Source organism: Kitasatospora sp. NPDC093558 (assembly GCF_040683475.1).
In the GTDB taxonomy this organism is placed as follows: domain Bacteria; phylum Actinomycetota; class Actinomycetes; order Streptomycetales; family Streptomycetaceae; genus Kitasatospora.
On sequence record NZ_JBFBDY010000023.1, the window covers coordinates 12,830 to 34,674 of the forward strand.

Annotated in this window: 21 protein-coding genes; 18 read left to right on the forward strand and 3 right to left on the reverse strand. The window is 71.9% G+C overall.

Translation table 11 applies throughout. From position 1 onward, the window contains the following. Positions 1–13: 13 nt before the first annotated feature. The 14 genes from AB0O00_RS04865 to AB0O00_RS04930 all read left to right on the forward strand — a co-directional run bounded on the left by AB0O00_RS04865 (position 14) and on the right by AB0O00_RS04930 (position 14,257). Entirely contained in the window at positions 14–1,198 is a 1,185-nt protein-coding gene (locus AB0O00_RS04865) for a glycosyltransferase family 4 protein (protein ID WP_363648673.1), read from the forward strand. Between the two features lie 87 nt (positions 1,199–1,285). Further along, positions 1,286–1,654, forward strand: a complete 369-nt coding sequence (locus AB0O00_RS04870) for an isomerase (protein ID WP_363648674.1) — start codon at positions 1,286–1,288, stop codon at positions 1,652–1,654. Between the two features lie 88 nt (positions 1,655–1,742). After that, the gene (locus tag AB0O00_RS04875; protein WP_363648691.1) at positions 1,743–2,243 is read left to right on the forward strand and encodes a hypothetical protein; all 501 of its coding nucleotides are present in this window, start codon (positions 1,743–1,745) and stop codon (positions 2,241–2,243) included. A 124-nt stretch (positions 2,244–2,367) separates the two neighbouring features. Beyond that, positions 2,368–3,279, forward strand: coding sequence for a pyridoxal 5'-phosphate synthase lyase subunit PdxS (gene pdxS / locus AB0O00_RS04880; protein ID WP_030286348.1), 912 nt, complete (start codon positions 2,368–2,370; stop codon positions 3,277–3,279). 99 nt (positions 3,280–3,378) lie between these two features. Further along, entirely contained in the window at positions 3,379–3,993 is a 615-nt protein-coding gene (gene pdxT / locus AB0O00_RS04885; RefSeq protein WP_363648675.1) for a pyridoxal 5'-phosphate synthase glutaminase subunit PdxT, read from the forward strand. 99 nt (positions 3,994–4,092) lie between these two features. Continuing rightward, positions 4,093–4,851: a YebC/PmpR family DNA-binding transcriptional regulator gene (locus tag AB0O00_RS04890; protein ID WP_363648676.1), complete on the forward strand. Its 759-nt coding sequence runs from the start codon at positions 4,093–4,095 to the stop codon at positions 4,849–4,851. A gap of 154 nt (positions 4,852–5,005) precedes the next feature. Further along, positions 5,006–5,545, forward strand: coding sequence for a crossover junction endodeoxyribonuclease RuvC (ruvC, locus tag AB0O00_RS04895; RefSeq protein WP_363648677.1), 540 nt, complete (start codon positions 5,006–5,008; stop codon positions 5,543–5,545). Beyond that, positions 5,542–6,153: a Holliday junction branch migration protein RuvA gene (gene ruvA, locus AB0O00_RS04900; RefSeq protein ID WP_363648678.1), complete on the forward strand. Its 612-nt coding sequence runs from the start codon at positions 5,542–5,544 to the stop codon at positions 6,151–6,153. Before ruvC ends, ruvA begins: the two co-directional genes overlap by 4 nt. Before the next feature lie 48 nt (positions 6,154–6,201). Continuing rightward, positions 6,202–7,281, forward strand: coding sequence for a Holliday junction branch migration DNA helicase RuvB (gene ruvB, locus AB0O00_RS04905; RefSeq protein WP_363648679.1), 1,080 nt, complete (start codon positions 6,202–6,204; stop codon positions 7,279–7,281). Positions 7,282–7,530: 249 nt separating this feature from the next. Beyond that, on the forward strand, positions 7,531–7,938 hold the full coding sequence (gene yajC, locus AB0O00_RS04910; RefSeq protein WP_363648680.1) for a preprotein translocase subunit YajC: 408 nt from the start codon (positions 7,531–7,533) through the stop codon (positions 7,936–7,938). Positions 7,939–8,175: 237 nt separating this feature from the next. Further along, positions 8,176–9,945 carry a protein translocase subunit SecD gene (gene secD, locus AB0O00_RS04915; protein WP_363648692.1) on the forward strand — a complete coding sequence of 590 codons (1,770 nt, stop codon included), beginning with the start codon at positions 8,176–8,178 and terminating at the stop codon, positions 9,943–9,945. A gap of 4 nt (positions 9,946–9,949) precedes the next feature. Further along, positions 9,950–11,053, forward strand: coding sequence for a protein translocase subunit SecF (gene secF, locus AB0O00_RS04920; RefSeq protein ID WP_363648681.1), 1,104 nt, complete (start codon positions 9,950–9,952; stop codon positions 11,051–11,053). A 25-nt stretch (positions 11,054–11,078) separates the two neighbouring features. After that, positions 11,079–11,630, forward strand: coding sequence for an adenine phosphoribosyltransferase (locus AB0O00_RS04925; protein ID WP_363648682.1), 552 nt, complete (start codon positions 11,079–11,081; stop codon positions 11,628–11,630). Between the two features lie 335 nt (positions 11,631–11,965). Next, positions 11,966–14,257: a bifunctional (p)ppGpp synthetase/guanosine-3',5'-bis(diphosphate) 3'-pyrophosphohydrolase gene (locus AB0O00_RS04930; protein ID WP_363648683.1), complete on the forward strand. Its 2,292-nt coding sequence runs from the start codon at positions 11,966–11,968 to the stop codon at positions 14,255–14,257. Between the two features lie 81 nt (positions 14,258–14,338). On the opposite strand, the gene AB0O00_RS04935 is transcribed toward AB0O00_RS04930, so the two are convergent. Further along, the gene (locus AB0O00_RS04935; protein WP_363648684.1) at positions 14,339–15,568 is read right to left on the reverse strand and encodes a DUF349 domain-containing protein; all 1,230 of its coding nucleotides are present in this window, start codon (positions 15,566–15,568) and stop codon (positions 14,339–14,341) included. A gap of 268 nt (positions 15,569–15,836) precedes the next feature. Next, a complete protein-coding gene (locus AB0O00_RS04940) occupies positions 15,837–16,685 on the reverse strand; it encodes a peptidylprolyl isomerase (RefSeq protein WP_363648685.1) in 849 nt (282 codons plus the stop codon). A 281-nt stretch (positions 16,686–16,966) separates the two neighbouring features. Between AB0O00_RS04940 and AB0O00_RS04945 the strand changes: the two genes are divergently transcribed. The 4 genes from AB0O00_RS04945 to AB0O00_RS04960 all read left to right on the forward strand — a co-directional run bounded on the left by AB0O00_RS04945 (position 16,967) and on the right by AB0O00_RS04960 (position 21,343). Then, the gene (locus AB0O00_RS04945; protein WP_363648686.1) at positions 16,967–17,674 is read left to right on the forward strand and encodes an MBL fold metallo-hydrolase; all 708 of its coding nucleotides are present in this window, start codon (positions 16,967–16,969) and stop codon (positions 17,672–17,674) included. 11 nt (positions 17,675–17,685) lie between these two features. Continuing rightward, positions 17,686–18,948 carry a histidine--tRNA ligase gene (gene hisS, locus AB0O00_RS04950; RefSeq protein ID WP_363648687.1) on the forward strand — a complete coding sequence of 421 codons (1,263 nt, stop codon included), beginning with the start codon at positions 17,686–17,688 and terminating at the stop codon, positions 18,946–18,948. Further along, entirely contained in the window at positions 18,945–20,735 is a 1,791-nt protein-coding gene (aspS, locus tag AB0O00_RS04955; RefSeq protein WP_363648688.1) for an aspartate--tRNA ligase, read from the forward strand. The genes hisS and aspS overlap by 4 nt, the downstream gene beginning before the upstream one ends. Positions 20,736–20,830: 95 nt before the next feature. Further along, positions 20,831–21,343: an N-acetyltransferase gene (locus tag AB0O00_RS04960; RefSeq protein ID WP_363648689.1), complete on the forward strand. Its 513-nt coding sequence runs from the start codon at positions 20,831–20,833 to the stop codon at positions 21,341–21,343. Here AB0O00_RS04960 and AB0O00_RS04965 read toward each other — a convergent pair. Beyond that, on the reverse strand, positions 21,228–21,554 hold the full coding sequence (locus AB0O00_RS04965) for a LysR family transcriptional regulator substrate-binding protein (protein WP_363648690.1): 327 nt from the start codon (positions 21,552–21,554) through the stop codon (positions 21,228–21,230). The two genes, AB0O00_RS04960 and AB0O00_RS04965, sit on opposite strands and share 116 nt — an antisense overlap. Between the last annotated feature and the right edge of the window lie 291 nt (positions 21,555–21,845).

The window sequence follows — 21,845 nt, forward strand, 5'->3', positions numbered from 1 at the left end:
GCATGAGGAACCCGTGAAGATCGGCATCGTCTGCCCGTACGACTGGGACGTCCCCGGCGGGGTGCAGTTCCACATCCGGGACCTGGCCGAGCACCTGATCGGCCTCGGCCACGAGGTGTCGGTGCTGGCGCCCGCGGAGGACGACGAGGCGCTGCCGCCGTACGTGGTCTCGGCCGGGCGGGCGGTGGCGGTGCCGTACAACGGCTCGGTGGCGCGGCTGAGCTTCGGGATCCTGTCGGCGGCGCGGGTGCGGCGGTGGCTGCACGACGGGCGGTTCGACATCCTGCACGTGCACGAGCCGGCCTCGCCGAGCCTGTCGATGCTGGCCGCGTGGTCGGCGTCCGGGCCGATGGTGGGGACGTTCCACACGTCGAACCCGCGCTCGCGGGCGATGATCGCGGCCTCGCCGATCCTCCAGCCCGGGCTGGAGAAGATGCGGGCCCGGATCGCGGTGTCGGAGTACGCCCGGCGCACGCTGGTGGAGCACCTGGGCGGGGACGCCGTCGTGATCCCGAACGGCGTGGACGTCGGCTTCTTCGCGGAGGCCGAGCCGGACGAGCGCTGGACGGGCGGCGCGGCGGCCGGCGAGCCGGGCACGATCGGCTTCATCGGGCGGATCAACGAGCCGCGCAAGGGCCTGCCGACGCTGCTGGCGGCGCTGCCGAGGATCCTGGCCGAGCGGCCGGGCGTGCGGCTCCTGGTGGCCGGCAAGGGCGACGAGGAGGAGGCCGTTGCGGGCCTCGCGCCCGAGGTGCGGGCGCAGGTCGAGTTCCTCGGCATGGTGAGCGACCGGGAGAAGGCGCGGCTGCTGCGCAGCGTCGACCTGTACGTGGCGCCGAACACCGGCGGCGAGAGCTTCGGGATCATCCTCGTCGAGGCGATGTCGGCGGGCGCCCCGGTGCTCGCGAGCGACCTGGACGCGTTCAAGCAGGTGCTGGACGGCGGCGACGCGGGCGAGCTGTTCCCGGTGGAGGACGCGGACGCGCTGGCGAAGTCGGCGCTGCGCCTGCTGGGGGATCCGGCGCGGCTGGAGGAGCTGCGGAAGGCGGCCTCGCGGCACGTGCGGCGGTTCGACTGGTCGACGGTCGGGGCGGACATCCTCGCGGTGTACGAGACGGTGACGGCGGGCGCCGCGGCGGTCGTCGAGGAGGACGTGCGCAGCGGGCGGCGGGGCCGGTTCGGGCTGGCCAGGGACTGACCGGCGGCCGGCGGGGGCCGCCGTCGGCGCGGCTGTTCGCGGAGTTAGGGTCGGGCGACAGCACTGCTCGACCCATGGGGGCAACCGATGCCGCAGATTTCCGTCGACTACTCGTCGAGCCTGGCCGGGACCTTCGACCGCCGGGGCCTGGGCCTCGCGATCAACCGGCTCGCGGAGGGGACGATCGACGCCAAGCCGGACTCCTGCAAGACGGTGTTCCGCCAGAGCGAGGCGCTCGTCGTCGGCACCAGCGGGGCGGCGGACGACGCGCAGGTGTTCGTCCAGTTCCAGGTCTTCCCCGGCCGCAGCCCGGAGGCGAAGGCCGCGCTCGCCGACGGCGTCCTGGCGCTGCTGGCGCAGTACGTGCGGCCGGCGCCCGGTACGCGGCTGTTCACGGCGGTGGACATCGCGGACATCGACCGGGAGTGCTACCGCAACGCGGCCGTCCAGGGCTGACTCCGTCCGGGGCGGCCGGTGACACCCGGTAACGTAGCGGCCCGTGACTACGTGGATCTGGGCCGGCGTGGCCGTGGTGCTGTTCGGCATGTACCTGAGTTGGACGGCCGGTCGGCTGGACCGGTTGCACGCCCGGATCGACGCCGCCCGGGCGGCGCTGGACGCGCAGCTGGTCCGCCGGGCGTCGGTGGCGATGGAGCTGGCGACCTCGTCGCTGCTGGACCCGGCGGCCTCGCTGCTGCTGCTGGACGCGGCGCACGCGGCCCGGCAGGCGGACGACGAGCAGCGCGAGGTGGCGGAGAGCCAGCTGAGCCTGGCGCTGCGGGCCGTGCTGGCCGAGCCGGAGCAGGTGGCGGCGCTGGTGGCGGAGCCGGGCGGCGAGGAGGCCGTGAAGGACCTCACGGCGGCGGTGCGGCGGGTGCCGATGGCGCGCCGGTTCCACAACGACGCGGTGCGGGCGGCCCGGGCGGTGCGCCAGCACCGGCTGGTGCGGTACTTCCGGCTGGCGGGCAAGGCGCCGTTCCCGATGGCCTTCGAGATGGACGACGCGCCGCCGCCGGCGCTCACGCCCGAGGGCGCCCCGGCCTGACGCCCGGATAGGGCCTGTTTGTCGCATCCGGTGGGGCAGGCTGGACTTGGTGGCGCATGGATGCGTCAATTCATGCGCCTACCATAGGGCGATAGCACTGGTTCATCTTCGAGTGAGGTCTCACGTGTCCACCACCCCCACCACCGCAGACCAGCCGCAGATCGGCACCGCCCGGGTGAAGCGCGGCATGGCCGAGCAGCTCAAGGGCGGTGTGATCATGGACGTGGTCAACGCCGAGCAGGCCAAGATCGCCGAGGACGCCGGCGCTGTCGCCGTCATGGCGCTGGAGCGGGTCCCGGCCGACATCCGCAAGGACGGCGGCGTCGCCCGCATGTCGGACCCCAACATGATCGAGGAGATCATCGAGGCGGTCTCGATCCCGGTCATGGCCAAGTCCCGCATCGGCCACTTCGTCGAGGCCCAGGTCCTGCAGTCGCTCGGTGTCGACTACATCGACGAGTCCGAGGTCCTGACGCCGGCCGACGAGGTCAACCACTCCGACAAGTGGGCCTTCACCACCCCCTTCGTCTGCGGTGCCACCAACCTGGGCGAGGCCCTGCGCCGCATCGCCGAGGGCGCGGCCATGATCCGCTCGAAGGGCGAGGCCGGCACCGGCAACGTCGTCGAGGCCGTCCGCCACCTGCGCCAGATCAAGAACGAGATCGGCCACCTGCGCGCCCTGGACCACAACGAGCTGTACGCCGCCGCCAAGGAGCTGCGCGCCCCGTACGAGCTGGTCAAGGAGGTCGCCGAGCTCGGCAAGCTGCCGGTCGTGCTGTTCTCCGCCGGTGGCGTGGCCACCCCGGCCGACGCCGCGCTGATGCGCCAGCTGGGCGCCGAGGGCGTCTTCGTCGGTTCCGGCATCTTCAAGTCGGGCGACCCGGCCAAGCGCGCCGCCGCCATCGTGAAGGCCACCACCTTCTTCGACGACCCGAAGATCATCGCCGACGCCTCCCGCAACCTCGGCGAGGCCATGGTCGGCATCAACTGCGACACCCTGCCGGAGACCGAGCGCTACGCCAACCGCGGCTGGTAATCGCACACCCCCGCACCACCGAGCCGGCCCGCCGCAGCGCCGCGGCGCGCGGCGGGCCGCGCCACGCATTCCCCCAGAGATCGAACGAGGTTGAAGACCGTGAGCACTCCCGTCATCGGCGTCCTCGCCCTGCAGGGCGACGTCCGTGAGCACCTGGTGGCGCTGGCCGAGGCCGACGCGCTCGCCCGTCCGGTGCGCCGCGCCGAGGAGCTGGCCGAGGTCGACGCGCTGGTGATCCCCGGCGGTGAGTCCACCACCATGTCCAAGCTGGCCCTGCTGTTCGACGTGATGCAGCCGCTGCGCGAGCGGGTCGCCGCCGGGATGCCGGTGTACGGCACCTGCGCGGGCATGATCATGCTGGCCGACAAGATCCTGGACGGCCGTGAGGACCAGGAGACCGTCGGCGGCATCGACATGACCGTGCGGCGCAACGCCTTCGGGCGCCAGAACGAGTCCTTCGAGTCCGGGATCGCCTTCGAGGGCCTGGGCGACGCGCCGGTGCACGGCGTGTTCATCCGCGCGCCCTGGGTCGAGGCGGTCGGCGCGGGCGTCCAGGTGCTGGCCGAGCTGCCGGCCGCGGACGGCCCGGACAGCCGGATCGTCGCGGTGCGCCAGGGGAACCTGCTGGCCACGTCGTTCCACCCGGAGCTGACCGGCGACCACCGGGTGCACGCCTACTTCGTCAGGATGGTCGAGGAGCACCTCGCCGCGTAGCCCGCGGGGCCGCGTGCTGACCGTGTGCTCCCCACCGGTGACGACACCGGTAAGATCTCATCTGTTTCATTTCCATTTGGCGACGTAAAGGAGCTGGCGATGTCCGGCCACTCTAAGTGGGCTACCACCAAGCACAAGAAGGCCGTGATCGACGCCAAGCGCGGCAAGCTCTTCGCCAAGATGATCAAGAACATCGAGGTGGCGGCGAAGACCGGCGGTCCCGATCCGGCGGGCAACCCGACCCTCTACGACGCCATCCAGAAGGCGAAGAAGAGCTCGGTCCCGATCGACAACATCAACCGCGCCGTCAAGCGCGGTGGCGGTCTGGAGGCCGGCGGCGCCGACTACCAGACCATCATGTACGAGGGCTACGGCCCGAACGGCGTCGCGGTGCTCATCGAGTGCCTCACCGACAACCGCAACCGCGCCGCCTCCGACGTGCGCGTCGCGATGACCCGCAACGGCGGCTCGATGGCCGACCCGGGCTCGGTGTCGTACCTGTTCACCCGCAAGGGTGTCGTGATCGTCCCCAAGGCCGACGGCGTGGACGAGGACAAGCTCTTCGAGGTCGTCCTCGACCAGGAGCCCGAGGAGATCAACGACCTCGGCGACTCGTTCGAGATCGTCTCCGAGGCCTCGAAGATGGTCGCCGTGCGCACCGCGCTGGTGGACGCCGGCGTCGACTACGACTCGGCCGAGGCCAACTTCCTCCCGAGCATGCAGGTCGAGCTGGACGTCGACGGCGCCCGCAAGATCTTCAAGCTGATCGACGCGCTGGAGGACAGCGACGACGTGCAGAACGTCTTCGCCAACTTCGACATCTCCGACGAGGTCGGTGCGCAGCTCGACGCCGAGTGAGACGCCCGGTGACCGGTCCCGCGTGACCGTTTCCGCGTGACCGTTCTCACGGCCCGGCCCGGTGGTCCCTGGACCACCGGGCCGGTGTCGTCGGTCGGGTTGTCCGACCGGGACGGTAGCCTTCGCAGGTCGAGGACGAGAGGCGGGGCGTGACGTGCGGGTACTGGGCGTGGACCCGGGGCTGACCAGGTGCGGTGTCGGCGTGGTCGAGGGCGCGCCGGGCCGGCCGCTGCGGATGGCCGGGGTCGGCGTGGTGCGCACGCCCGCGGACGCCGAGATCGGGCAGCGGCTGCTGCTGGTCGAGCAGGGCATCGAGGCCTGGCTCGACGAGCACCGCCCCGACCTGGTCGCCGTCGAGCGGGTGTTCGCCCAGCACAACGTCCGGACGGTGATGGGCACCGCCCAGGCCAGCGCCGTCGCGATGCTGTGCGCCACCCGGCGCGGCATCCCCGTCACGCTGCACACCCCGAGCGAGGTCAAGGCCGCCGTCACCGGGTCAGGCCGGGCCGACAAGGCGCAGGTCACCGCGATGGTGCAGCGCCTGCTGCGGCTGGACGCCCCGCCGAAGCCGGCCGACGCCGCCGACGCGCTGGCGCTGGCCATCTGCCACATCTGGCGCGGCCGGACGACGAACCGGCTGGAGGCCGCGATCCAGGTGGCCCGCGCCACCCCCCAGAGAGGAAGCATCCGGTGATCGCCTTCGTGCAGGGACCCATCGCGGCGATCTCCGCCGGGCTCGCGGTCGTCGAGGTCGGCGGGGTCGGCATGGCCGTGCAGTGCACGCCGAACACGCTGGCCGGGCTGCGGCTCGGCGAGCCCGCCCGGCTCGCGACCTCGCTGGTCGTCCGGGAGGACTCGCTGACGCTGTTCGGCTTCGCGGACGACGACGAGCGGGCCGTCTTCGAGATCCTGCAGGCCGCGCCGGGCGTCGGGCCCAAGCTCGCACAGGCGATCCTCGGCGTGCACAGCCCCGACGCGCTGCGGCTGGCCATCGCGAGCGGGGACGAGAAGGCGCTGGTGGCGGTGCCCGGCATCGGCAAGGCCAAGGCGGCCAAGCTGCTGCTGGAGTACAAGGACAAGCTGGGCGCCCCGCACGGCAGCGTCCCGGCGCAGAAGCCGCTCGCCGCCGGGCCCGCGTCGTGGAGCGAGCAGCTGCACTCCGCGCTGGTCGGCCTCGGGTACGCGCCGCGGGAGGCGGACGAGGCGGTCTCCGCCGTCGCCCCGGAGGCCGAGGCGCAGGCCGTCACCGACGTCGGCGCCCTGCTGAAGGCCGCGCTGCGCACCCTGAACCGGGCCCGCTGAAGCCCCGCCTGACGATCTGTCCGTTTGTCGACATTGGAGCCCCCGCTGATGACCCCGTACGACTCCGACCCGACGGCCGACCGGCTGGTCACGGCCGCCGCCGACGGCGAGGACCAGGCGGTCGAGGCGGCTCTGCGGCCCAAGCTGCTGGGGGAGTTCATCGGCCAGGAGCGGGTCCGTGAGCAGCTGTCCCTGGTGCTCCAGGCCGCCCGCAAGCGCGGCGCCGCGCCGGACCACGTGCTGCTGAGCGGCCCGCCCGGGCTCGGCAAGACGACCCTGTCGATGATCATCGCGGCCGAGCTGGGCGCGCCGATCCGGATCACCTCGGGGCCGGCCATCCAGCACGCGGGCGACCTCGCGGCGATCCTCTCCTCGCTCACCGAGGGCGAGGTGCTCTTCCTCGACGAGATCCACCGGATGTCCCGGCCGGCCGAGGAGATGCTCTACATGGCGATGGAGGACTTCCGGGTCGACGTGATCGTCGGCAAGGGCCCGGGTGCCACCGCCATCCCGCTGGAGCTGCCGCCCTTCACCCTGGTCGGCGCCACCACCAGGGCCGGCCTGCTGCCACCGCCGCTGCGGGACCGCTTCGGCTTCACCGGGCACATGGAGTTCTACGCGCCCGCCGAGCTCCAGCGGGTGGTGCACCGCTCGGCCGCGCTGCTGGACGTCGAGATCGACCCGGCCGGCGCCGCCGAGATCGCCGGGCGCTCGCGCGGCACCCCGCGCATCGCCAACCGGCTCCTGCGCCGGGTGCGCGACTACGCCCAGGTCCGGCACGACGGCGTCGTCACCGCCGGGATCGCGGCCCAGGCGCTGGACGTCTACGAGGTCGACGCCCGGGGCCTGGACCGGCTGGACCGCGCGGTGCTGGACGCGCTGCTGCGGCTGTTCGGCGGCGGGCCGGTCGGTTTGTCGACACTGGCCGTCGCGGTCGGTGAGGAGGCCGAGACGGTCGAGGAGGTCGCCGAGCCCTTCCTGGTGCGCGAGGGCCTGCTCGCCCGCACCCCGCGCGGCCGGATCGCGACCGCCGCGGCCTGGCACCACCTCGGGCTGACCCCGCCGGTCCAGACCACCCGGGGCGCCGTCCCGGCCCAGGCCGAACTCTTCCCGCCCGACGAGGGCTGAACGGGTGATGGTGGGCGTCCCCCGGTTCCCGCAGGGCCCCGGTACCACACGGGGCGGAGATGCCGGGGGAGAAGTCCGGGGAAACTGTGCAGGCGGAGGGTCGCCACTTTCGGCGGCATGATGCGATGCTTGGCGTTGTCCGATCAGTTCGGGGTCGCCTAGACTCCGCCGGACCGCCCCTCTCACCTGACGGGCCGACCAATACCACACAGGCCGCCGACCGGCGACCCGTAAAGGACCCTGGCTGCAGTGAACTTCATCATCCTTCTCCTCCCGATCATCGCGATCGTGCTCATGTTCCGGTCGCAGAAGAAGCGCCAGCAGCAGATGCAGAGCATGCAGACCTCGCTGGAGCCCGGGGCGGGAGTGCGCACCATCGGCGGTCTGTACGCCCAGGTGAAGGCGGTCCACGACGAGACCGTCGAGCTGGAGATCGCGCCCGGCGTGTTCGCCCACTTCACCAAGAGCGCGATCGCGGCCGTCCTGGACCCCCAGGAGTACGACGCGATCATCAACGGCCGCCCCGCCGAGGACGAGCTGTCCGAGCCCGAGGACGCCGACGCCGACGCCGCGCCGGCCGAGGACAAGCCGCTGACGCTCACCAAGGACAGCGCCGAGAAGCGCGATGCCGAGGGCGGGGCTCCCGCGAGCAAGTAGTACGGACGGGCAACCCGCCCGGCCGCGCGGCGCAGTGCCGCGAGCCCACAGGACCTCAGGGCCGCAGAACCGCCATGCCCCCGCCCCGCCACGAGCCGGACGGGGGTCCGGTCGGCCAAGTGGCATGGACAGGGAGAAACGAGCAAGGTGGCAACACCCAAGTCGCGCCCGCGCGACGGCTACCCAGGGCGGGCGCTGGCCCTCATCCTGGTCGTCACCGTCGGACTGGTCGCCCTCATGTTCGGGACGGGCAACACCAAGCCCCGGCTCGGAATCGACCTCGCCGGCGGCACCAGCATCACGCTGACCGCGAAGTCGACCGACCCCAAGGCGATCAACAAGTCCAACATGGACATCGCCACCGGGATCATCGAGCGCCGGGTCAACGGGATGGGTGTCTCCGAGGCGGAGGTCCAGACCCAGGGCTCGGACACGATCATCGTGAACATCCCCAAGGGCGGGGACAAGGAGAACGCCGCCGAGAAGGTCGGCACCACCGCGAAGCTCTACTTCCGCCCGGTCCTGGCCGTGGCGCCCAGTGGTCTCCAGGTCCCGACCCCCACCGCCACCCCGTCGGCCGGCGCCTCCGGCACCCCGGCCGCGGCCCCCTCGGCCACCGGTTCGGCCGCTCCGAGCGCCGCCGCCTCCGGCGCGCCGTCCGCGGCCGCCGGCACTCCCAGCGCGAGCGCGAGCGCCACCAAGCAGGGCCGCGCGGTCGGTGAGGCCCTCGCGGCCGACGCCAGCCCCTCCACCGCCGCCACCGGCGTGAGCGCCGCCGCGAGCGCCCCGGCCTCCGGCGCGCCGTCCGCCGCCGCCTCCGGTGCCCCGAGCGCCCCCGCCACGGCCCCGAACCCGGCCGACCTCTCGGCCGCGATGACCCAGGGCACGGTGCCGCCGGAGCTCCAGGCCGCGTTCGCGGCCCTCGACTGCACCAACCCCGCGGCGCGCCTGGGGTCGGGCCAGCAGGCCGAGGACAAGGCGGTCGTCGCCTGCTCCCAGAAGCCCGAGCGCGGCGGTGCCTACTCCAAGCTCGTCCTCGGCCCGGTGGCCGTGAAGGGCTCGGACGTCTCCAAGGCCCAGCCCGGCCTGGACACCCAGCAGGGCAACGGCTGGCAGGTCCAGCTCCAGTTCAACAGCAAGGGCACCGACGACTTCGCCGCCGTCACCGGCAAGCTGGCCGCCCTGCCGGACCCGACCAACCAGTTCGCCATCGTGCTGGACAACGAGGTCGTCTCCCACCCGTACGTGCGCAGCGCCATCCCGGGTGGCACCGCCGTCATCTCCGGCACCTTCAGCCAGGAGGAGGCGCGGGACCTGTCCAACGTGCTGAGCTACGGCGCCCTGCCGCTGGACTTCGGCAAGGGCGAGATCACCACCGTCTCCCCGCAGCTCGGCTCCGACCAGCTCAAGGCCGGTCTGATCGCCGGCGCGATCGGCATGCTGCTGGTGGTCGCCTACTCGGTGATCTACTACCGCGGCCTCGGCCTGGTCTCGATCGCCGGTCTGATCGTCTCGGCGATCCTGACCTACTCGATCATGAGCCTGCTCGGCGGCGGGATCGGCTTCGCGCTGAACCTGCCGGCGGTCTGCGGTGCGATCGTCGCGATCGGTATCACCGCCGACTCGTTCATCGTGTACTTCGAGCGCATCCGCGACGAGGTCCGCGAGGGCGCCCCGCTGCGCCCGGCGGTCCAGCGGGCCTGGCCGCGCGCCCGGCGCACCATCCTGGTGTCGGACTTCGTCTCGTTCCTCTGTGCCGCGGTGCTCTACATCGTCTCCGTCGGCAAGGTGCAGGGCTTCGCCTTCACCCTGGGTCTGACCACCGCGCTCGACGTCGTGGTGATCTTCCTCTTCACCAAGCCGATGATCACCCTGCTGGCCCGCCGGAAGTTCTTCTCCGACGGCCACCCGTGGTCCGGCCTGGACCCGAAGCGGCTGGGCGCCCGCCCGCCGCTGCGCAGCAGCCGTCGCCGTAGCCCCTCCTCTGCCGCCGTGAAGGAGGCCTGACACCGTGTCACGCTTCTCCAATCTGGGCCACCGGCTCTACCAGGGCGAGATCAGCTTCGATTTCGTCGGCCGCCGCAAGATCTGGTACTCGATCTCCGGCGTGATCGTGCTGGTCGCGGCGATCGGCCTGGCCATGGGCCTGCACCTGGGCATCGAGTTCAAGGGCGGCTCGGTCTACACCGTCGCCAAGCCGGGGCTGACCGTCTCGCAGGCGCAGACCACCGCCGATGAGATCGTCTCCTCGCACCCGCTGGTGCAGTCCACGGACAACAACAAGATCCGCATCCAGGTCAGCACCGACGAGCAGAAGAGCTCGGACGAGATCCGCTCGCAGCTCTCGCAGAAGCTCTCCGTGCCGCTGGACACCGTCGAGGCCCAGGTGATCGGCCCCAGCTGGGGCAAGCAGATCTCCGACAAGGCGCTCACCGGTCTGATCGTCTTCATGATCCTGGTGACGGCCTACCTGGCGATCGCCTTCGAGTGGCGGATGGCGGTGGCCGCCCTGGTCGCCCTCATCCACGACCTCCTGATCACCATCGGGGTGTACGCCCTGGTGGGCTTCGAGGTCACCCCCGGTACGGTGATCGGCTTCCTGACGATCCTCGGGTACTCGCTCTACGACACGGTCGTCGTCTTCGACACCGTGAAGGAGAACACCAAGGGGCTCACCAAGCAGAACAAGCTCACCTACAGCGAGGCGGCCAACGCGGGCCTCAACCAGACCCTGGTGCGTTCGCTCAACACCACCGTGGTCGCCCTGCTGCCGGTCGCCGCGCTGCTGTTCATCGGTGGCGGCCTCCTGGGTGCCGGCACGCTGAACGACATCTCGCTCGCGCTGTTCATCGGTCTCGCGGCCGGTGCGTACTCCTCGATCTGCGTCGCCACCCCGCTGCTGGCGCAGCTCAAGGAGGAGCAGCCGCAGATGAAGGCGCTGCGCAAGCGGGTCCTCCAGCACCGTGCGAGCCAGGCGGCCAAGGCCGACGCGGCCGAGGGCGCGGAGGGCGCGGAGGGCGAGGAGCCGGCCGACGAGCCGGCGGGTATGGTCGGTCAGCGCGGCCGGTCGGCCGGCACCTCGCGTGCCAAGGGCCGTCCGTCCGGCAAGCGCTGAACCCCGACCCGAAGGACAGGACACCGTGACCACCGCCGACACCGCACTGGCCGAGCTGCTGAACAGCCGGATCCGGGACGTCCCGGACTACCCGAAGCCGGGTGTGCTGTTCAAGGACATCGCGCCGCTGCTCGCCGACGCCGAGGCCTTCGGCGCCCTCACGCGGGCGCTCGCGGACCGGGCGAAGGAGCTCGGGGCGACGAAGGTGGTCGGCCTGGAGGCGCGCGGCTTCGTGCTGGCGGCTCCGGCGGCCTTCGCGGCCGGGCTGGGCTTCGTGCCGGTCCGCAAGGCCGGCAAGCTGCCCGGCGAGGTGTTCCGGCGCTCGTACGAGCTGGAGTACGGCTCGGCGACGCTGGAGGTGCAGTGCGACGCCTTCGCGCCCGGTGAGCGGGTGCTGGTGGTGGACGACGTGCTGGCCACCGGTGGGACCATCGGTGCCTCGCTGGACCTGGTGAAGGAGGCGGGCGCCGAGCTGGCGGGCGTCGTCGTGCTGATGGAGCTGGGCTTCCTGGATGGCCGCGAGCGGCTGGCCGGGCACCTGGACGGCGCTCCGCTGGAGACCCTGGTCACCGTCTGAGGGCCCGCAGGGCCCGAGTGACAGCCGAGCGACAGGCGGCGGTCGGATCAGCCGACCGCCGCCTTCGCGTGTCCGCACCCGGGCGGCTGAACACCGGGGCGCCCGGCTCGGTACCATGAAGATTCATCCCCTCCCGGTTGTGCGCTGGTGGCGCGGCCCGTGAGGGGCCGGCCCCGGTGCCCCGAGGAGTGTCCTTGCCCGACGAGGTTGTGCCCACGGCCGCAGCGGCCGCCCCCGAAAACAGTCCCACGCCCTCGGGGGCCACCCCGGCACGCCCGGCGCCTTCCTCCTCGCGTTCGTTCCCGCCCACCGGCCGCGGCTCCGCGACCGGTGGCATGCGCGCCCGTCTGGCCCGCCTCGGCGGCCAGCGCTCCAGTGTGCTCAACCCCGTCCTGGAGCCGCTGTTCCGCTCGATCCGGGCGAACGACCCGAAGGCCGACCCGGCGCTGCTGCGCGACATCGAGCGCGCCTACGCGGTGGCCGAGAAGTGGCACCGCGGGCAGAAGCGCAAGAGCGGCGACCCGTACATCACCCACCCGCTGGCCGTCGCGACGATCCTGGCCGAGCTGGGTATGGACGCCCCGACGCTGATGGCCGGGCTGCTGCACGACACCGTCGAGGACACCGACTACGGCCTGGAGACCCTGCGCAAGGACTTTGGCGACTCGGTGGCCCTCCTGGTGGACGGCGTCACCAAGCTGGACCGGGTCAAGTTCGGCGAGGCCGCGCAGGCCGAGACCGTCCGCAAGATGGTCGTCGCGATGGCCAAGGACCCGCGCGTCCTGGTGATCAAGCTCGCGGACCGCCTGCACAACATGCGCACGATGCGCTACCTCAAGCGGGAGAAGCAGGAGAAGAAGGCCCGCGAGACGCTGGAGATCTACGCTCCGCTGGCGCACCGGCTGGGCATGAACACCATCAAGTGGGAGCTGGAGGACCTCGCCTTCGCGATCCTCTACCCCAAGATGTACGACGAGATCGTCCGGCTGGTCGCCGAGCGCGCCCCCAAGCGGGACGAGTACCTGGCGACCGTCATCGACCAGGTCCAGGGCGACCTGCGCGGCGCCCGGATCACCGCCTCCGTCACCGGCCGGCCGAAGCACTACTACTCGGTCTACCAGAAGATGATCGTCCGAGGCCGGGACTTCGCCGAGATCTACGACCTGGTGGGCATCCGGGTCCTGGTCGACACCGTCCGCGACTGCTACGCGGCGCTGGGCACCATCCACGCGCGGTGGAACCCGGTGCCGGGGCGGTTCAAGGACTACATCGCGATGCCCAAGTTCAACATGTACCAGTCGCTGCACACGACGGTGATCGGGCCCGGCGGCAAGCCCGTCGAGCTGCAGATCCGCACCTTCGACATGCACCGGCGGGCCGAGTACGGCATCGCCGCGCACTGGAAGTACAAGCAGCGCGCGGTGGCCGGCGCCTCCAAGGTCCGCACCGACACGCCGACCCAGGTCCGCAAGGACGACAAGGCCGGTGCCGTCAACGAGATGGCCTGGCTGCGGCAGCTGCTGGACTGGCAGAAGGAGACCGCCGACCCGGGCGAGTTCCTGGAGTCGCTGCGCTTCGACCTGGCCAGCAACGAGGTCTTCGTCTTCACGCCCAAGGGCGACGTGATAGCCCTCCCGGCCGGCGCGACCCCGGTCGACTTCGCCTTCGCGGTGCACACCGAGGTCGGCTACCGGACCATCGGGGCGCGGGTGAACGGGCGGCTGGTGCCGCTGGAGTCGACCCTGGAGAACGGCGACACCGTCGAGGTGTTCACCTCCAAGGCGGAGAACGCCGGACCCTCCCGGGACTGGCTGGGCTTCGTCAAGTCGCCGCGCGCCCGCAACAAGATCCGCGCCTGGTTCTCGAAGGAGCGCCGCGAGGAGGCGATCGAGCACGGCAAGGAGGCGATCGTCCGGGCGATGCGCAAGCAGGGCCTGCCGATCCAGCGGATCCTGACCGGCGACTCGCTGGTCACCCTGGCCCACGAGATGCGCTACCCCGACATCTCCTCCCTCTACGCCGCGATCGGCGAGGGGCACGTCGCCGCGCAGAACATCGTCCAGAAGCTGGTCCAGGCGCTCGGCGGCGAGGAGGGTGCCACCGAGGACCTGGCCGAGACCGCGACCCCGACGCACGACAACCGGCGGGCGATCCGGCGCCGGGCCAAGGGCGACCCGGGCGTGATCGTCAAGGGCGTCGAGGACGTCTGGGTCAAGCTGTCCCGCTGCTGCACCCCGGTGCCGGGCGACCCGATCGTCGGCTTCGTGACCCGCGGCAACGGCGTCTCGGTGCACCGCGCCGACTGCGTCAACGTCGAGGCGCTCAGCCAGCAGCCCGAGCGGATGATCGACGTCGAGTGGGCCGCCACCCAGTCCTCGGTCTTCCTGGTGGCGATCCAGGTCGAGGCGCTGGACCGCTCGCGCCTGCTCTCGGACGTCACCCGGGTGCTCTCGGACCAGCACGTCAACATCCTGTCGGCGGCGGTGCAGACCTCGCGCGACCGGGTCGCGATGAGCCGCTTCACCTTCGAGATGGGCGACCCGAAGCACCTCGGCCACGTGCTCAAGGCCGTCCGCGGCGTCGAGGGCGTCTACGACGTCTACCGCGTCACCTCGGCCCGCAAGTGACGTAGGCCGCCCACGTGCGGCGGGCATGAGGAAGGCCCCCGGGGATTTGTCCCTCGGGGGCCTTCCGGCGTTCAAGCGGGATCAGCCGCTGAACTCCTCCTGGCTCTTGTGGGCCTGCTCCAGCAGCTCCTGGACGCCGGCCAGCTCCTTCTCCAGCTTGGTGACCTTGGAGGCGTTGCCGGCGGCGCGGGCCTTGTCCAGGTCGGCCTGGATCTTGTCGGCCTTGGCCTGGAAGAGACCGACCATGCCGGCGGCGCGGGCCTTGGCCTCCGGGTTGGAGCGCTTCCACTCGCTGTCCTCGGCCTCGCGGATCGCCCGCTCGACCGCGTTCAGGCGGCCGTCCAGCTTCGGACGGGCGTCGCGCGGCACGTGCCCGATCGCCTCCCAGCGCTCGTTGATCTCCCGCAGCGCGGCCTTGGCGGCCTTGAGGTCGGTGATCGGCAGGATCGCCTCGGCCTCGACCGCCAGCGCCTCCTTGAGCTTCTGGTTCTCGACCTGCTCGGCGTCCCGCTCGCTGAACACCGCGGAACGGGCCTGGAAGAAGACGTCCTGCGCGCCGCGGAACCGCGCCCACAGCTCGTCCTCGATGTCCCGCTGGGCCCGGCCGGCGGCCTTCCAGCGCGCCATCAGGTCGCGGTAGCGGGCCGCGGTGTCGCCCCACTCGGTGGACGAGGACAGCGCCTCGGCCTCGGTGACCAGCGACTCCTTGGTCTGCCTGGCCTGCTCGCGCTCGTTGTCCAGCGCCGCGAAGTGCGACTTGCGGTGCTTGGAGAAGACCGAGCGGGCGTGCGAGAAGCGGTGCCACAGCTCGTCGTCGCTCTTGCGGTCCAGCCGGGGCAGGCCCTTCCAGGTGTCCACCAGGGCGCGCAGCCGGTCGCCGGCCTCCCGCCACTGGGTGGACTCGGCGAGCTGCTCGGCCTCCGCGACCAGCGCCTCCTTGGCGGTGCGGGTCTCGTCCTGGGCCTTGGCCCGGGCGGCCTTGCGCTCCTCGCGCCGGCTCTCGATCTCACCGGCCAGCGTGTCCAGTCGCTTGGCCAGGGCGTCCAGGTCGCCCACCGCGTGGCCCTCGGTCACCTGCGCGCGCAGGTGCTCCAGCGCGGTCTGGGCGTCCTTGGCGGCCAGGTCGGTGGTGCGCACCCGCTTCTCCAGCAGGCCGATCTCCACCTCGATGCCCTGGTACTTGCGCTCGAAGTAGGCCAGGGCCTCCTCGGGCGAGCCGGCCTGCCAGGAACCCACGACGCGTTCGCCGTCGGCCGTCCTGACGTAGACCGTGCCCTGCTCGTCGACACGGCCCCACGGGTCGCTGCTCATAGCGCGTCCTCCACATGACGTCGCGCCCGCGCCGGGGCGGCGCGCGTCCGTCGTCCACAGTTGATGTGCGGCGGACCGAAGAAGTCCGCCGTCCCCGTCCGCCGTGTCCTGCTCGCCGAGGGTGACGGCTAAGGCGGGTCCGGGCACCCTACACAACGCCAACATAGGCGACCAGGCCCGGTGCTGTCCGCATCCGGGCCGGGCGATTTCGGGCCGGGGCCGCGCCGGAGCGCGCTCGGGCGCACTCCGGGGCGGGCCCCGGGGGTTGTCAACCCTTGGCCGTGGTCACCGAGTTGAGGGTGACGTCGGCCATCGGGTGGCCGTCCGGGCGGCCCTCCAGGGTGCCCGCGGCGGCGATCTTCTGCAGCACGTCCAGGCCACCGGTGATCTTGCCGAAGGGGGTGTACTTCGGGTCGAGCTGGGTGTCCTTGTAGACCAGGAAGAACTGGCTCCCGTTGGTCCCCGGGCCGGAGTTGGCCATCGCCACGGTGCCCGCCGGGTAGGTCGCGCCGGTCAGGTTCTCGTCGGCGAACTTGTAGCCGGGGCCGCCCGTGCCGCCCGGCGCCGTCGCGCTGGCGGTCGGGTCGCCGCACTGGAGCACGAAGATGCCGCCGGTGGTGAGGCGGTGGCACTTGGTGTGGTCGAAGTACTGCTCGCCGGACAGGAAGGCGAAGGAGTTCACCGTGTGCGGGGCCTTGGCCGCGTCCAGGGTGATCGTCACCTTGCCGCAGTTGGTGTCCAGCGTCGCGGTGTAGCTGCCCGAGGCGTCGACCGTCATGGCCGGCTCGGCCTGCCACTGCTTGCCGTTGGGCTTGCCCGCCGCCGGGTCCGTGCAGCCCTCGACCGGCTTTCGGGTCGGGACCGACGGCTCGGTGGCGCCGGTCGCCGCGGGCTGCGTCGGCGCGGCCTGGGCGGTGTCCTTCTTGTCCTTGTCGTCCGAGCTGAAGGCGCCCGTGGCAAAGAGCGTGCCACCGCCGGCCAGGACCACCACGGCGAGCGAGGCGCCGAGGATCGTGTTGCGGCGCTTGCGGGCAGCCGCCGCGGCGACGCGGCGCTCCATCTGGCGCTCGTACTTCTCGCGGGCGAGCTGCCGCCGCCGCTGTTCGCTGCTGACCACCGGCCGTGTCTCCTGAACGATGTGCGCTGGACCTCCCCTGCCCGATGAGCGGACAAGGAGGGATGGTGAAGGATTCCGGAGCGGATCATCGCATCCATCGGCGGCCAAGTGTAGGGACCCGGCCCGTAAGAAGGCAGTGAACCTGTCAGACGAACCGCGCCCGGCACCCCGATCTGGTTCGCAACCGGACCCGCACCGCCGGTAGGCTGCCCCTAAATCACTCTTGGCACCATCCGTACTGGCAGCCGCCACAACCTGTCGCCGCACACCGAAGGACGCGCGTGTTCATCGCCGGATTCCCCGCAGGAGCCTGGGGCACCAACTGCTACCTGGTCGCGCCGGGGCCCGGTGAGGAGTGCGTCATCGTCGATCCCGGCCACCAGGCGGCCGCCGGCGTCGAGGAACTGGTCCGCGAGCACCGGCTGAAGCCCGTCGCCGTGCTGCTCACCCACGGCCACCTCGACCACGTCGCCTCGGTGGTCCCGGTCTGCGGCGCCCGCGGCGTCCCGGCCTGGATCCACCCCGAGGACCGGTACATGATGGCTGACCCGGAGAAGGCGCTCGGCCGCTCCCTGGGCACCCAGCTGATGGGCGAGCTCACCGTCGGCGAGCCCGACGACGTGCGCGAACTCACCGACGGCAGCGTGCTGGAACTGGCCGGCCTGCAGCTCACCGTGGACCACGCCCCGGGCCATACCGGGGGGTCGGTGACCTTCCGGACGCCCGGTGCCGAGGACCTCCCCCCGGTGCTGTTCTCGGGCGACCTGCTGTTCGCCGGCTCCATCGGGCGTACCGACCTCCCGGGCGGGGACGGCGAAGCGATCATGCGCTCGCTGGCCCGGGTGTGCCTGCCCCTCGACGATTCCACCGTGGTCCTCTCCGGCCACGGCGGTCAGACCACCATCGGCCGCGAGCGCGCCACCAACCCCTACCTCCGACAGGCAGCGGGGGCGGCCGGCGCCCCGGCTTTCCCGCGACGAGGAATGTGACGGAAGAGAAGTTGAGCACCTTCACCGCCCCCAAGGGCACCTACGATCTGCTGCCCCCCAGCTCCGCGACCTTCCTGGCGATCCGCGAGCGCCTCTCCGCGCCCGCCCGCCGGGCCGGTTACGGCTACATCGAGACCCCGGTCTTCGAGGACGTGAAGCTGTTCTCCCGCGGTGTCGGCGAGTCCACCGACATCGTGAGCAAGGAGATGTACAACCTCACCACCAAGGGCGGTGACGAGCTCGCGCTGCGCCCTGAGGGCACCGCCTCGGTGCTGCGCGCCGCGCTCCAGGCCAACCTGCACAAGCAGGGCAACCTGCCGGTCAAGCTCTGGTACTCCGGCTCGTACTACCGCTACGAGCGCGCCCAGAAGGGCCGCTACCGCCAGTTCGCCCAGGTCGGCGCCGAGGCGATCGGCGCCGAGGACCCGGCGCTGGACGCCGAGCTGATCATCCTCGCCGACGACGCGTTCCGCTCGCTGGGCCTGAGCGACTACACGCTGCTGCTCAACAGCCTCGGCGACAAGCAATGCCGCCCGGTCTACCGCGCCGCCCTGATCGAGTTCCTCGCCGGCCTCGACCTGGACGAGGACACCCGCCGCCGCGCCGAGATCAACCCGCTGCGCGTCCTCGACGACAAGCGCGAGTCCGTCCAGGAGCAACTCGTCGGCGCGCCGATGCTGCGCGACTTCCTGTGCGAGGACTGCAAGGCGTACGACGAGAAGGTCCGCGAGCTGCTCACCGCCAACGGCGTCGCCTTTGTCGACGACCCGAAGCTCGTGCGCGGCCTGGACTACTACACCCGCACCACCTTCGAGTTCGTGCACAACGGCCTCGGCGCCCAGTCCGCGATCGGCGGCGGCGGCCGCTACGACGGCCTGTCCGAGATGATCGGCGGCCCGGCGCTGCCGTCCGTCGGCTGGGCCCTCGGCGTGGACCGCACCTTCCTCGCGCTGGAGGCCGAGGGCGTCGTCCTCGACCTGCCGCCCGCCACCTCCGTCTACGCCGTCGCGCTCGGCGAGGAGGCCAAGAACGTCCTGTTCGCCAAGGTGGTCGAGCTGCGCCGGGCCGGCGTCGCCACCGACCTCGCCTTCGGCGTCAAGAGCATCAAGAACGCCATGAAGTCCGCCGACCGGTCCGGCGCCCGCTTCGCCCTGATCGCCGGGGACCGGGACCTCGCCGAGGGCGTCGTCCAGCTCAAGGACATGAGCACCGGCGAGCAGTCCCCCGTCGCCCTCGACGCACTCGTCACCACCCTGAAGGAGAAGCAGCTGTGATCCGCACGCACGACGCGGGCACGCTCCGCCCGGAGCACGCAGGCACCACCGTCACCCTGGCCGGCTGGGTCGCCCGCCGCCGCGACCACGGCGGCGTGGCCTTCATCGACCTGCGCGACGCCTCCGGCACCGTGCAGATCGTGGTCCGCGACCTGGACTCGGTGCACGGCCTGCGCGCCGAGTACTGCGTCAAGGTCGTCGGTGACGTCCGGGTGCGCCCCGAGGGCAACGAGAACCCCGACATCCCGACCGGCGCCGTCGAGGTCGTCGTCAGCGACATCGAGGTCCTCTCCGAGGCCGCGCCGCTGCCGTTCCCGGTCGCCGAGTACGAGCCGGGCACGGTCAACGAGGAGGTCCGGCTGCGCTACCGCTACCTGGACCTGCGCCGCGAGGGCCCGGCCAAGGGCCTGCGGCTGCGCTCCAAGGTCAACAACATCATCCGCCGGGTGATGGAGGAGAACGACTTCCTCGACATCGAGACGCCGTACCTCACCCGCTCCACCCCCGAGGGCGCCCGCGACTTCCTCGTCCCGGTCCGCCTGCAGCCCGGCCACTGGTACGCGCTGCCGCAGTCGCCCCAGCTGTTCAAGCAGCTGCTGATGGTGGCCGGCATGGAGCGCTACTACCAGATCGCCCGCTGCTTCCGCGACGAGGACTTCCGCGCCGACCGGCAGCCGGAGTTCACCCAGCTGGACATCGAGGCCTCGTTCGTCGACCAGGAGGACATCCTGGCCCTCGGCGAGAAGATCGTCGGCGCCATCTGGCGCGAGGTGCACGGCTACGAGGTCCCGAACCCGCTGCCGCGGATGACCTACGCGGATGCCATGTCCCGCTACGGCTCCGACAAGCCGGACGTCCGCTTCGGCCAGGAACTCACCGACCTCACCGAGTACTTCAAGGGCACCGAGTTCCGCGTCTTCCAGGCCCCGTACGTCGGTGCCGTGGTCATGCCGGGCGGCGCCTCGCAGCCCCGCAAGGCCCTCGACGCCTGGCAGGACTGGGCCAAGGCGCGCGGTGCCCGGGGCCTGGCCTACGTCGTCATCGACGCCGAGACCGGCGAGCTGCGCGGCCCGGTCGCCAAGAACCTCTCCGAGGAGCACCTGGCCGGCCTCGCCGCCGCCGCGGGCGCCAAGAACGGCGACGCGATCTTCTTCGCGGCCGGCAAGCAGCGCGCCTCGCAGGAGCTGCTGGGCGCCGCCCGCCTGGAGATCGGCCGCCGCTGCGAGCTGATCGACGAGTCGCAGTGGGCCTTCCTCTGGGTCGTCGACTTCCCGATGTTCGAGCCGATCGAGGACGACAAGGGCGAGTTCCAGGGCTGGCACGCGGTGCACCACCCGTTCACCGCCCCGACCGCCGAGTCGCTGGCCACCTTCGACACCGACCCGGGCTCGGCCCTGTCCAACGCCTACGACCTCGTGCTCAACGGCTCGGAGCTGGGCGGCGGTTCGATCCGTATCCACCAGCGGGACGTCCAGAAGCGCGCGTTCGACGCGATCGGCCTGTCCGAGGAGGAGGCGGCCTCGCAGTTCGGCTTCCTGCTGGACGCCTTCAACTACGGCCCGCCGCCGCACGGTGGCGTCGCCTTCGGCCTGGACCGGATCGTCACCCTCCTCGGCGGGTACGACACCATCCGGGACGTCATCGCCTTCCCGAAGACGTCCACCGGCGGCGACCCGCTGACCGGCGCCCCGACCCCGATCACCCCGGCGCAGCGCCGCGAGGCCGGCGTGGACGCCCAGCCCAAGGTCCGCGAGGACGCCAAGTCCGAGACGCAGCCCAAGGGCTGACGCACCATCAGCTAGCCTGCAACGGCCCCGGACGGTCCACCCACCGTCCGGGGCCGGTCCACAAGGACGTGTGACACAGGGAGGGTTGACCACCCATGATGGTCAGTACCAGAGTCGAATGCCCGGACGACGCCCCGGCCACCCGACGGGTCCACATGGCGGCGTTCCCCGGCCCGGACGAGGCGGACCTCGTGGACGCGCTGCGCCGCGACCCGGCCTGGCTGCCCGGCCTGTCGGTGGTGGCGGTGGACGACGGCGGGCTGGTGATCGGACACGCGCTGCTGACCCGGCTGCGGGTCGGCGAGGACGGCGAGGGCCTGGCGCTCGCGCCGGTCGCGGTCGCGCCGGAGTGGCAGCGCAAGGGCGTCGGCGAGCTCGTCGTGCGGGCGGCGCTGTCGGCGGCCGAGGAGGCGGGCGAGAAGCTCGTGGTCGTCCTCGGCGACCCGGCCTACTACCGGCGGTTCGGTTTCGCGCCGGCCCGGCTGCACGAGGTCACCGGCCCGTTCGAGGTGCCGGAGGCGTACTTCCAGACGCTCGCGTTGCCCGCGTACGACGGTGCACCGCGCGGTCTGTGCCGCTACCCCGAGCCCTTCGAGGCTGCGGCCTAGTCCCGGCCGCCTGGTCCGCGCTCCCGGAGGCGAACGTGGCCCGGCAGCTGTGCACGAACGCGGCCATCGCCGGGGTGAGCCGGCGCTCCTTCGGCCAGTAGAGCCCGACCTGGCTCGGGCCGAGGTCCGCCACCGGCCGGTACGCGACGTCCTCGCGCGGCGCCGGCCGGCTCATGGTCTCCGGTGCGATGCCGATGCCCTGGCCGCACACGCGCCATGCTGACAGCGGTGCTCAAACAGCTCGTCCAGAGCTGTATCTCTCGCGACGCCAGCCGGTGAGCGTCGGCTGCGAGACAACCATCCGTGCGGCTGGGACGTCGGCCACTCGTCATCGCAAGTCATTTCAGAGCTTCCCGCAGCGGCTCGTCTGCATCCATGTCCCATGGTTGACCGGTCCGGCAGGTCTGGGCGAAGGTTGATCGCCGGTCCCGCGACCGGTGACCGGGGGAGTGCGGGGGGGGGGCGGGTGGGGGTGGGCGGCCGGGGCGGCCCCCCGCACAGC